A 12904-nucleotide genomic window follows, 5' to 3' on the forward strand; every position below is an offset into this window, starting at 1 on the left:
TCTTGAAAGTGTTCCTTATGATCTTTTCAATTCCAAGTGCTGAAATGAATTCCTTGATCATCAAAAGACCGCCGTCGGATGAGAGCTCGCCTCCGCTAAAACTGAGCTTAAACTGTTTGTTGCATAAGAGCTGGATTTCCTTTAAACTATGCATAGAGCTTCTCCTTTGTTGCTTTATGTGTGGTTGTCAGCCTACATAAATTGTAGCAAATCAGGAGCTCTATTAATATAGTTTTGCTTCACTTTTTTGGTGAGAAGAATAAGTTTTTTAGTACCAGTAAACATGCGGCATTGGAGCGATTTTAATCTATTGCCGTGAATAATTCAGGATTAACTAAATCAGATATAAAATATCACAGATTAGTTAGCATCTGTTGTCTCATCTGCGGCATCAGTTGAAGTTTCAGTTTCATCTACGGTTTCAGTTCCGTCTGTGGTCTCTGCTGTAGCTTCTGTTCCATCAACTGTCTCTGCTGCAGGTACTACATCCTCTGAAATCTCTGTTGCAGCTGCATCTGCTGCAGGATGTTTAGCAGCATAAACTCTCCATCCTACCAGAGAGCATACTGCAAGCAGAAGTACCAAACTTACACACTTTGCAATCTTTACATTTCTCTTATGCTTTGCGATTCTTGCCTTTCTCCCCTTCTTCTCGATTTTGTAAGCATCAACTTTTTCCTGACTCATTTTTGTTTCCTCCCAATTGATAATTGATGTAGTGTAGGCAAGCCCTGTGTATGATTATAACTTGCCCATATATTCTTGATGCTAGCACACAATTGTGTCTTAATTTTGAACCATGAAGATTTTGTTGTGATTAGCATCTTATATACTTAGCATTTCCGCATTATGTCCATATGATTTATTTATTCATCTTCTGTGAAAACCTCTTTTTTAATTCTTCCACAGATTATTTTTCTGTCCAAATCTGTGTTATGGGCTTCTACTCTTTTTTCACAGATATCTTTCCTTTATCCACCCAGTTTTGTGCCAAATATTTCTGTGTTCCTTACACAATACTAATTTTCACAGATAAATTTAACTATAAAAATTCAAAATCATCTATGATATTACACATATTATTTTTTTCACAGATTTGACCAATTTTTTTATCTGTGTTCTATCACAAAATTTCTATTACGCAGATTAATCCAATTTACGCATCTGTGTTCTTGCAGAAAACTCCCATTCCACAGAAAAGCGCTATGTGATCGTAAGTCTATTTTGTGTTTTTCCGCTAATAGACTTACCAATTCTGCTCTACATAGCTCCGGCCATAATTCAATTCTTAATTTCTTCGCGAATTGACTTACGACAAACCTATACAGCCCTCCCGCGAAAGATGATAGCCCCGTAGCCCGCATAGATAGTCAAAGATAGGAACCTCTCACAACCAAAAATCAGGCGGAGAAAGCCCCCTAATGCTTTCTCCGCCTATAAATAATGCTATATCCATGCAATATCTACTCCATCACACTTCTTCCACATAATTAACATACTCCAGTTCCTGGAGTCTTCTGATGATTTCCCTGTGGGAGCGTCTTCTGGAGCTGTCGATATCGATCAGAAGTGCAACATCAGAGGATTGAAGTGTCTTCTCCTTGCTCTTGGTCATACTGCTGATTGAGAGATCCTCTTCAGACAGATACTTGGAGAGCTTAGTGACTGAGCCTTTATTCACTTCAATATACATGCTCATGTACTTACTATATTCTTCAACAACATTGCTGAGATTCATAAGCACTACGTTTGCGATCATGACCAGCACAAAGCAAGTGATGCCGATAACGATATATCCTGCGCCAATAGCCATTCCCATGCAGGAAGTAACCCACAGAGAAGCAGCTGTGGTAAGTCCCTTTATCTGTTTCTTACCTGTGACGAGGATAGTACCTGCGCCGAGGAAACCGATACCGCTTACTACGCCGGCGGGAATTCGGCTGACATCAGCCCCAAGCCCCGGCAACATTGCAAGATATATATTCAGGGATGTCGCAACCGCTGAGCCAAGACTCACAAGAGCGAACGTCTTGATACCTGCAGTATGGCGCTTTACCACACGCTCCCAGCCGATGAGGCAACCGAAAAGAGTTGCTATCACAAGTCTAAGTGCGACCGCAAGATCGGCACTGCTTTCAAAAAATTCGAGCGTTCCCATTCAGCGCCCTCCTTTTCTTCGTGTTCTTTTTAAAGCGCATATAATGTATTTTCTTCAAAGTTCAGATAAACCTTGTCACCTACGCCGTAAATCTTCTTGTTCTTCGGGTTGTACTCCTGGATTTTAACAAGTTCATCACCAATCTTGATATGATAATCCTGATAAGCACCCATAAAGCATGAATACTCAACTTCGCCCATTATTGAACCGTTGTCGCCAAGGGTTGCTCCCTCGGGACGAAGAACGATGCTGCACTCAGCTCCGTTTCCAAGACTTCCTGTTGAGCACTTAACCTCTTCACCATTTATTTCGACAATATCCTGTGACTTGACAATAGCCTTAAGGAAGTTTGCTTCGCCAATGAAATCTGCGACAAACTTGTTGTTCGGATAGTAGTAAGCTTCCTGAGGTGTGGAAATCTGCTCCACAAGACCACCCTTCATGATGATGACCTTATCGGAGATAGCCATAGCCTCACTCTGATCATGAGTTACATAAATAGCTGTGATTCCTGCTTCCTGCTGGATTCTTCTGATCTCTGTTCTCATGGAAACACGAAGCTTTGCATCAAGGTTTGACAAAGGCTCATCGAAAAGGAGCACGCCGGGCTCAATTACAAGCGCTCTAGCAAGAGCAACTCTCTGCTGCTGTCCACCTGAAAGCTGGTTAGTCATTCTGTTTTCCATGCCCTCAAGTCCTACGAGTCCGAGAATGTCAGTAACCTTTTTCCTGATAGTCTCCTTATCCATCTTACGAAGCTTAAGTCCGTATGCAACATTATCAAAAATGTTGTAGTGAGGAAGAAGCGCATAGCTCTGGAAAACCATAGCCGTATCACGCTTGTTGGGAGTGAGCGCATTTATCGGCTCATTTCCAAGGTAAATCTCTCCCTCGTCCGGGCTCTCAAAGCCGGCGATCATACGAAGAGTTGTTGTTTTTCCGCATCCTGAAGGTCCAAGAAGTGTTACGAAACTTCCGGGTTCGATCTCGATATTTGCATCCTTAACTGCATAGAAATCTTTACCGGTCTTGGGATCCTTGTAAATCTTTGAAATATGTTCAAGGCGTACGCCCTTTTTCTCTTTTGACATAATTTTTCTCCTCCGTCAATCTGTAGTCTTAACCTGGCGACTTGTTCCGAAATGTTTAATCACAAGGTTCATAACAAGAACCGCACTGTAGGTGATAAGGATCAGGATTGATGCAAAAGCGCAGGCAATTCCGTAGGATCCCTTCTCTGCGAACTCGTTGATCTGAACCGTAATAAGAAGATACGAAGGTGTAACCAAAAGGATGATTGCACTGATCGCTGTGATACTTCTTACGAAGGATGTTACAAATCCCGAAAGGAAGCTGTCCTTGATAAGCGGAAGTGTAACTGTCATAAACACTTTGAAGCTGTCGGCACCCATATCATAAGCGGATTCCTCAATGCTCTTATCAATCTGTCTGAGGGCGGAGATACCGCTTCTGGTTCCTGTAGGAAGGCTTCGAACGATAAATACGATTACGAGAATCGCACCTGTTCCGTACAGTCCCTGAAGGATTCCTGTTCCGAAGATACCGCCTGAAAATCCTCTGATATATCCGATACCGAGTACAGTTCCGGGAACTGCCATAGCCAACATTGAAACCGCCTCGATAAAGCCCTTTGCCTTGAACTTTCTCTTAACAACAAGATAAGAGATGATCATGGACAGAAGTGCCGTGATAGGCGCCGATATGAAGGAAAGAATGAAGCTGTCCTTAAATGCTTTTAGTCCCTTGTACTTTGTGAACACCTGGCCGAACCACTTGAAGGTCAGATGAAAATCGTATCCCCAGGTCTTGAACATAGCGCCAAAGGGAACGCAGATATACATGATTATTACGAAAATCGCGAGCGCTGAGCACAGGATTGTAAGAGGGATTGTAACGCTCTTATCTGTGATGAGCATACGCTCTCTGGACGCTTTTCCTGAAAGAGTAGCTGTGCTCTTGGCTTCGAGATAATACTTCTGGATGATAAACATCACGAGTGTGATTGCAAGAAGTACAACCGCCATGGCAGCCGCGCCTTGCTTATCATACGCACCTGTGATCTGAAGGTAAATTGTTGTCGCAAGTGTATCGTAGGAACCACCGATAATCATGGGGTTAGCGAAATCTGCGATAGACTCGATGAAGGTTACAAGGAAGGCATTTCCAAGTCCCGGAAGAATAAGCGGGAAAGTAACCGTCATGAATACCTTGAAACGGGAAGCGCCCATGTCTCTGGCAGCCTCCTCAAGTGAAGGATCGATATTTTTCAAAAGTCCCTTGAGCATCATGTAGCACACAGGGAAAAATGTAAGTGTCTGGACTATGGCGATGCCCCAGAATCCATACACGCTGTTGTCATAGATATGTAAGATAAAACGTGTAATGATACCTGCTTTTCCGAAAAGCATGATCATCGAAAGTGAAAGCACGAACGGCGGTGAAACCACCGGAAGCATGGAAACGACTTTGAAAAGGCCTTCCATGAATTTTGTTCTGAGTTTTACATAAACCTCAACATAAGCAAATAAAAGGCCTATGAGAGCTGACGCGATACCTACCAAAAATCCAACCTTAAGTGTGTTGGTAATCGCGCGTCTGAAATTTGAGAGTCCCATAACTCTCTTAAATGTATCAAGCGTTAACCCCGATTCAGATACAAAGCTGTCAACAAGCAGTATAGCCAGCGGGTAAAGAATAAATACTGTAAGAAAAACCACCAAAAGAATAATGGTAGAAACCATGATGGGATCCGCCATGAGCTTTTTCCTGTCAAGGCTGGCACTTTGACTCTTTGCCATTTTTCAACTCCTCCTCTAAAAATTTAGGGCGGATGAAATACACATCCGCCCATAATAGTTATATTATTCGGTCTGGAAACGATCGTCTGCTGCGCTTCCGAGTGCGGTCATAACTTCCTCAATGTAAGTTTCTGTATTCTCTTTTGCATCTTCGAAGTCATAATCCATAACGTTCTCGGGATCAAGTCCAAACTCTGCTGCTACTTCGGGCTGCTTTGCATTGTCGATAACAAGGAACTGGTAAGAACCGTTCTGTGCTGCAAGCTCAACGCAATCAGGGCTGAGTGCATACTCGATCCAAAGCTTAGCTGCATTGGGATGTGCGCATCCCTTGAAAATAGCTGTTGCACCAATCTCGAAGGATGTTCCTGTTGAAGGAATTACGAGGTCAATATTGCCATAACCGTTGTCAACAATCTGTGTGATACCATCGTGAAGGAAACCGATACCTACGATACACTCACCTGTTCCAACGTTCTTGGAAGGGCCTGAACCTGACTTTGTGTAAACTTCGATGTTCTTATCGAGGTCAACGAGGTACTGGATACCTTCATCATGTCCGTACTTCTGGATCATTGTGTTGATAACAAGCTTAGCTGTTCCTGCTGTGTTGTAGTTTGAAAGCCATACAAGTCCCTTGTACTTCTCATCAAGAAGATCCTGCCAGTCCTTAGGCTCGTCGATGCCCATTCTCTCGAGCTCGTCTCTGTTTACCATGAAACCAAGGATTCCCTTGTAGATTCCATACCAGTAACCATCCTTGTCGCGATACTTATCACCGATAAGATGAGAAGCATTCTGTGCTTCATATGCCTCAAGAAGTCCCTCGCCTGCTGCTACGTTATAGGGATCGGTTGTGCCGCCGAACCAAACGTCACCTGAAGGATTTCCGTTCTCTTCTTCGATCTTACTCTGAACTTCACCGGTAGAAAGGCGCTGATACTGAACTTTTATGCCATACATTTTTTCGAAGTTCTCACAAGCTGCTGCAAGGTACTCTTCCTCGCATGAACCGTAAACGATGAGCTCTCCCTCAGCCTTAGCTGCTTCAATAAGAGCATCCATTCCGCCGGCCTCTGTAGCCTCACCTGCATCCTCAGTTGCCTCTGCAGCTTCTGTTGTCTCCTCTGCTGCGGGCTCTTCTGTAGCTGTCTCAGCCGGTGCAGCCTCCTCAGTCTTTGTCTCAGCAGCGGGTGCCTCTGTAGATCCTCCGTTAGATCCGCCACAGCCAACTACGCTGAGTGTCATAAGTCCTGCTAAAACCAATGCTAACTTTTTTCTCATTTTCCTCTCCTTTCAAAATGTTAAATACATTTGATAAGAAGATGATACCGAAGGAAATCGTTTTTCTATACCTAAAATTCTGTTTAATTATCCAATATTTTGAACTTCACTTCACAAAGTCAGACGGAGAACTTCCGGCATACTTTTTAAAGACGGTGCTGAAGTACTTGTAATCGCTGAAGCCGGTAAGTTCCGAGACTTCATACACTTTGTAGGTGCCGGTTTCGAGGAGCTTTACTGCCTGGCTTACGCGGTAGCGGTTTAGGAAATCAAGATAGGTCTGGCCGGTAGCCTCTTTGAATTTGCGCGAAAGATAGCTTGAAGACACTCCCAGTTCCTCTGAAAACATGTCCAGACTGATCTTCTCAGAATAGCGCTCACGCGTCCTCTCAATTATCTGCTGAATATAGTCATTATCCTTGTCCGACTTGATGAAGGCCACATCGAGGTCATCTCCGGATTTCTTTCTCTCCGAAAGCTGCTTTATCTGCTTATCCTTCTCGATCTCGGAAGTTACCTTCGCAACATTTTTCCTCAGTTCTTCCTCATCCACGGGCTTCATCAGATACGCTGATACTCCAAGGTCAATCGCCTGCTTTGCGTATTCAAAATCGGCATAGCTGGTCATTATGATAGCCTTGAAGTCAGAGATTTCCTGCCCTTTTCTGATCATCTCAATGCCGTCCATAACAGGCATCATTATGTCTGCAAGAACTATATCCGGTGAAAGTTCCTCAATCTTCTCAAGGCCTTCCTTGCCGTTAGCGGCTTCGCCTGCTATGGTGCAGCCCATGCCTGTCCAATCCATGGTGTAGGCTATGCCCTTTCTTATGATATCTTCGTCTTCTACAATAAGTACTCTGTACATTCTTACCCTCATCCGGCGCTGCGCGCCACCTGTCTCCGCTCCGCGCAAAGCCGACGTCCCCCGGACGTCGTGCGCCCCTCGGGAGAAGTCATTAACTATGCTTCGGAATAATCATCCTCACGCACGTGCCTTCGCCCTTCTTACTTGTAACATCCAGGCCGTAGTTGCCCTTATAAAGCAGCCTGATCCTGCGGTGAATATTATACAGCCCATAATGGTTGGTGCGGTTTTCATCTTCTTTAAGATAATTCTGGATCACCCACAGCTGCTCCTCATCAATTCCTGCGCCATCGTCTTCGCAGATAAAGACAAGCTCATCCTGCATCTGATAGCCGCGAATATTCACCGTCAGTTTTTCACGGTCACCGAAGCCATACTTGATAGCATTTTCAAGAAGAGGCTGCAGCATCAGCTTCGGAATGAGGCAGTCCATGATGTCCTCACTGACCTCGATATTATAGGCAAAACGCTTGTTGAAACGTATCTGCAATATATTCAGGTAAAACTGCAGATTATCAAGATCCTCCCTGACCGTAACTTCCTCTCGCATATCACGGATACAATATCGCAAAATTCCCGACAAAGACACAATCATCTTATCAGCTGCCGTGGGATCGATCTTAGCCATGAATCTTATATTATCAAGAGTATTGAATAAAAAGTGCGGATTAAACTGGCTCTCCAGCTGTTTAACCTGCGCGAAAGCCGCATTTTGTGCTAGTTCGTTGTTCCTCTCTATCTGCTCGCGAAGGCCCTTAAGCATGTCGTTGAAGTCGTTACCGATGGTCATGAACTCCTTGCTGCTGCCTATCCTGAGGCTCACATCAAGATTGCCGTTCTGAACCTCTTCAAGGGCGTTCTCAATTTTCCTGATATCCCTGGTGTATTCCTCTGAGCTCTTTGCCGTACTTCTGACTGTAACAAACGCAATTGCCAGAAATACTATCGCCAGAATCACGATAAGGACGATAATCAGTTGAACGCTCCAGCCCATGTCGGTTATGGTATAGACACCAAATCCCTTGTCGGTTACCGACTTATGCACATAGAACAGTCCGCCGTCGGCCATGATAAATCCTGTGTTTTGTGCGATCCTCGAATCTATCTGTCCGTAGCTGTCTCGGAGTTTATTCGTGTTTGCCGCGTAAATCCACCCGTTTTTATCTGTAATGATCACATATCTGCTTTGAATCTCCGACGCCACGCTGAGCACATCCGAGGGCACGATATAGACGATCATGAACCTGAGTTTCTCGCCGCGATACACGCCTTTTCCTATGCACAGCTTCTTATCGTACAGAATCGACGCGGTCTTGCCCCTCGCCTTCTTCAAAGCCTTCAGTATGCCCCAGTTTGAGCTTGTTCCATCTGTCAAAAACTGCGGAACACTGCTCTTACTTTTAAACAGCACCTTCTGATCCTTTGAGAGGATAATCAGATCTCCGATATCCTCAAATTCCGATGTTCTGTCATACAGAATTCCGAAAACATCATTCCTCGAAACGGTCAGATGATTATTCTCAAGAGATTCTCCAACATCATCCATCATCTGATAATAGATGTTGGTCATCCTTGTGAGCTTTTCATTGACAGCCTCATTTTCTCCACGATTTGAGATTGCCATAATCAAGGCAAAGGAAAATACAAAGAGAATCAAAGCCATTACGGAAACAAGCGCTACGGGCACAACCGAAAATCTGATGAAGGTTTTTCTTATGTTTTCCTGAAAAGATGCGGGAGCCTTATTCATCGCTATCCTCCCCGAAAAGTGCAAGGAATTTGGAATTCCATTCATCCTTTTTGCTGATTACTTCATCTCTGTCGACATCGATTGCGGTAATCTCATTATCGGGGATAACAAGCTCCGATGCAGATACATCGCGTCTAACAGAGCGTCTTCCGAGGTTACCCGCCATAAATTCCTGGGTTCCCGCACTTGTCATGAAGTCTACAAACTTCTCCGCTTTCAAAATGTGCGCAGAATCCTTGCTGATATAGATTCCGTCAGGCGTCGAAACGACACCCTCCTCCATGTAGATTATCCTTATATGCTTCCCTTTTCCGAGCATAGTAACCGCAGCTTCCTCAAAAGTGAGCCCCGCTACATATTTTCCTGCCGCAACACCCTCGTAGACTTCAGAAGAACTTCCAAGCAAAATACCATTTAGCTGATCGATGAATTTTTCCACATAATCCCAGCCGGCTTCCGGATTACCATCCCCCATCGCATAGAGAATGTTAACCAGGTGTTCGAAGGCAGAAGATGACTTACCGGGATTCGCATAAGCGATCTTACCCTTGAGATTCTCGGCAAGAAGGTCCTCATAGCCCTCAATCTGCGTGTTTCCTATAATATCTTCGTTCACGATGATCACACTGGGAACGTTGGAAAAACAGGTGATCCTCCCGTCAATATCCTTGAAATCATCCTTGAACATAGCCCTGTTCACGGTTTTGTACGGGTAAAAGAACTCACTGTACGCACCGACGGACAAAAGTGATCCTCCCCACAAAACATCGATATTTTCATCATCCACCATGCTTCGAATAGCCTCGGAAGTACCACAGCTGCGAAGGTCCACCTCTATCCCCGTCTCATTTTCAAACTCCTGAATAAGAGGAATCATGAAATCCGTCGGATGCGGTGAAACAACAACGAGCTTATCGCTGCTTTCTGTATTCTTTTTATTCAGATTAAGCAAAATTCCGCCCAAAAGAGCCACTACGAGCAGAACTGCAATTATCGCCCAAATCGGCAAGCCTTCACGCTGTTTCATACAACCATTATCCTTTGTTCTAAAACAATTAAAACTAATAGTTTTGGAAATATAATACACTGATTATATCATGTGGAAAATTATTTTCGGGAGCGCGCAATTTGATCGCGGCGGGGGTTGCAAAAATGCCTCAGAAGTCATTAAAATATAAAAGTTGTTAAATAATTTAAGGAGAAAAAAACATGACCATAGATGCATATATTAATCCGAATTTTACTTTGATAAAAAAGCTCATATTCTTTCTTTTGGCACTGGTGGGAATAATTATCTGTGACTTCCTGATCCTCGGCGGAACGGAAATAGTCACATCCAGCAGGGACCGCGAGGAGCGAAAAACCCTAATCAGCGAGCGTTTTCACAACTCGGTTCAGCTCCTGTACGAGATGATCATCTCCGCGACCTCAGTCATGTCCTTTGCCTGCGCCTATGTGGTCCTAAACCACGTATACAGCCTGATTCAGGGTACCTCACAGACAGGATTCCTCGGACAGTTCATGTATATCTGGGAAAACTGGAAAGATTTCGTACTTCTGCTTCTTATCTGCTTGTCCTGCGTTTTAAACACAATTTTGGATAAGCTCATCATCCCTTTAAAAAGGATTTCCAGAGATGACATCGCCTGTGTCAGAATGCTCGGCATGTTTTATGTGATAATTATCTTGATGTTTCTTAATGTCATCGGCGACGAAAGTGAGTACAGCCCTGTTATGATGTACTATCTCGGTCTTATGATAGGTCGTTTCGTGTACTTCGACGCTTCCTTCAAGGATTTCCTGCATGCCATGAGAAACATATTCATGAAGCTCCCGCTTCTGATGCTGGGACTTACGCTGTCGGGGCTCCTTTGTTTCTTTGGATTCGAGGCAGGTTACCTGCTTGAGCGCAATTACTACATAGTGGGAGCTTTTTACACCCATCTGTTCCTGCTTGCGGCTGTTTTCGTTTTCCATCACAGCCACATTCTGTATTTAGTTATAAAAAAACGCTAAAAAAATAAAAATCCAAATAAGTATTAGTACTATGCAGATTTTTATATGATAATATATTAAATGGAAAAATGATTTTTTCTGATTATCAGTGTAACTTTTGTGAGGGCATATGATAGCTGGCAAGAAGATAATAGCTCTTTGCACATATAGAATATACGACTCTCAGGTCTTCAGTTTTACAGCAGAACTCAATGAGCTCTTGAAGGCAGCTGACAGCCGTCTGTTTATCTATGCCATGAATGCCGAAATAGGCAATGTCGGCAATACCCATCTCGCAGAAGCATCTGTTTTTGACCTTATTCCTTATGACAAAGTCGATGCCATTATTATCATGGATGAAAAGATCAAATGTCGTGAGCTCGTCGAACGAATCATCGACAAGGCTAACAGTCATGAGATTCCCGCCATCATCGTTGACGGCGAATATGATAATGTTTCCCATGTAAAATTTGATTATGCCAAGGGTTTTGAAGCCATAGTAAGGCACATAATTGAGTTCCACAAGCCTAAACATCCTCATTTTATGGCCGGAAAACCGGACAGCGAATTCTCAAATGAGAGGCTTGAAGTTTTCAAAAAAGTCATTGAGGAAAATGGTTTCACCTTTGATAACAGCATGGTAAGCTACGGGGATTTCTGGTCGATTCCTTCAAGAGCTGCTGCCAAGGAGCTGCTTAAAAGGGATGTCATTCCGGACGCTGTTATCTGTGCCAACGATATCATGGCGATAAATGTCTGTGATGTCTTTAGTTCTCACGGAATTAATACTCCCGATCAGGTTCTGATATCCGGATTTGACGGACTGGATGAGGCCTTTTTATCCTCTCCCGGAATCACGACCGCTATCTGTGACAGTGCAACTCTTGCAAATACCGTCATGAAAGTTATAAACGGCGTTCTTCGCGGCGAAAAAAACATTACCGAGTGGATCACTCCCAGCTTCATGGCAAATGAGTCCTGCGGTTGTCCTCGCTGCCAGATTAACTGGATGTCCACTGTTCAGGGCTTTAACAACAGATTTTACCATCATCAGGATGATGTATATATCATGCAGGATCTCACTTCCAATATCATGGCAAGTGACAAGATGGCCGACTGCATTTGGCACCTTTCCAATTCAGTTGCGAACTCCATCACCAAGAATATGTGTCTTATTGTGGAAGACGCCTGCTTTAACATCGAAAACAATTATTTCCTCGAGGACATGGAAAAGACCACCAGGAGCGTCATATATAACTCCTACAGTGACACTGACGAGATTTTCCCGTACAACGAAGAGGATATCATCCCCAATCTCGAGGATATCATGGAGAGGGGCTATCCCATTATCTTCAATGTTCTTGAGTATATGGGAAAAGATATCGGTTTTGTATGCTATTCTTTCAGCCGGTACGACCTCATAGATTATTCAAGAACTCCGAGCCTTACAAACTGTCTCGGAATGGGCTTTGGTGGTTATGTAACCATCCGCTACCAGAAATATCTGCGCGATAAGATTCAGAGGATGTATCAAAATGATGCCCTCACCGGTCTCTACAACAGACTGGCATTTCTTTCAAAACTTGAAGAGCTCAAGGATGCGCCTCAGAATTCCGGCCAGAAGCTCACAATCATCATGACCGACTTAAACGGCCTGAAAGAGATAAATGACACACTCGGCCATGCAGCCGGCGACCGCGCGATAGCCACAGTTGCGAAGGTGCTTAAATCCGTATGTCCCAAAGGTTCTCTTTGCGTAAGGTTTGGCGGTGATGAGATGCTGGCCCTGGTGCCCGGCGAGTGCAACAGCTGCGACATTATAGCGAAAATGGAAGAAAATCTTACGAAAGAGAGTGAAAAGCTGGGCTACACCGTATCTTCAAGCTACGGAGCATACTCGACTATATTTGATGAGTTCCTCGACCTCGATAAGATCATTGCCATGGCCGATGAACAGATGTACAAGATGAAAAAAAGAAATAAACAGAATAAGAAAAATAACACTCCCGAGAATTGATCCATTCTCGGGA

The 12904-nt window shown here is 43.9% G+C and carries 10 protein-coding genes; 2 read left to right on the forward strand and 8 right to left on the reverse strand.

The window, feature by feature from the left end:
- Positions 1-360: 360 nt before the first annotated feature.
- The 8 genes from BLR42_RS11480 to BLR42_RS11515 form a co-directional block, all read right to left on the reverse strand.
- Positions 361-687, reverse strand: a complete 327-nt coding sequence (locus tag BLR42_RS11480; RefSeq protein WP_091869190.1) for a hypothetical protein — start codon at positions 685-687, stop codon at positions 361-363.
- A gap of 784 nt (positions 688-1471) precedes the next feature.
- Positions 1472-2158 (reverse strand): MgtC/SapB family protein, encoded by a 687-nt coding sequence (locus BLR42_RS11485; RefSeq protein WP_091869192.1) that lies wholly within the window; start codon positions 2156-2158, stop codon positions 1472-1474.
- Positions 2159-2187: 29 nt separating this feature from the next.
- Complete coding sequence (locus BLR42_RS11490) at positions 2188-3249, reverse strand: ABC transporter ATP-binding protein (protein ID WP_022762315.1); 1062 nt, start codon at positions 3247-3249, stop codon at positions 2188-2190.
- 15 nt (positions 3250-3264) lie between these two features.
- A complete protein-coding gene (locus BLR42_RS11495) occupies positions 3265-4977 on the reverse strand; it encodes an ABC transporter permease (protein WP_022762314.1) in 1713 nt (570 codons plus the stop codon).
- A gap of 63 nt (positions 4978-5040) precedes the next feature.
- Positions 5041-6261 carry an ABC transporter substrate-binding protein gene (locus BLR42_RS11500; protein WP_091869194.1) on the reverse strand — a complete coding sequence of 407 codons (1221 nt, stop codon included), beginning with the start codon at positions 6259-6261 and terminating at the stop codon, positions 5041-5043.
- Positions 6262-6367: 106 nt separating this feature from the next.
- Entirely contained in the window at positions 6368-7129 is a 762-nt protein-coding gene (locus tag BLR42_RS11505) for a response regulator transcription factor (protein WP_022762312.1), read from the reverse strand.
- Between the two features lie 91 nt (positions 7130-7220).
- Entirely contained in the window at positions 7221-8879 is a 1659-nt protein-coding gene (locus BLR42_RS11510) for a sensor histidine kinase (RefSeq protein ID WP_170832744.1), read from the reverse strand.
- Entirely contained in the window at positions 8872-9906 is a 1035-nt protein-coding gene (locus BLR42_RS11515; protein ID WP_022762310.1) for an extracellular solute-binding protein, read from the reverse strand. The genes BLR42_RS11510 and BLR42_RS11515 overlap by 8 nt, the downstream gene beginning before the upstream one ends.
- A gap of 182 nt (positions 9907-10088) precedes the next feature.
- Between BLR42_RS11515 and BLR42_RS11520 the strand changes: the two genes are divergently transcribed.
- Entirely contained in the window at positions 10089-10895 is an 807-nt protein-coding gene (locus tag BLR42_RS11520) for a hypothetical protein (RefSeq protein ID WP_091869198.1), read from the forward strand.
- Positions 10896-11004: 109 nt separating this feature from the next.
- Positions 11005-12891: a diguanylate cyclase gene (locus BLR42_RS11525; protein ID WP_091869200.1), complete on the forward strand. Its 1887-nt coding sequence runs from the start codon at positions 11005-11007 to the stop codon at positions 12889-12891.
- Positions 12892-12904 lie beyond the last annotated feature (13 nt).

This window comes from Butyrivibrio sp. INlla16 (assembly GCF_900104155.1).
In the GTDB taxonomy this organism is placed as follows: Bacteria; Bacillota; Clostridia; order Lachnospirales; family Lachnospiraceae; genus Butyrivibrio.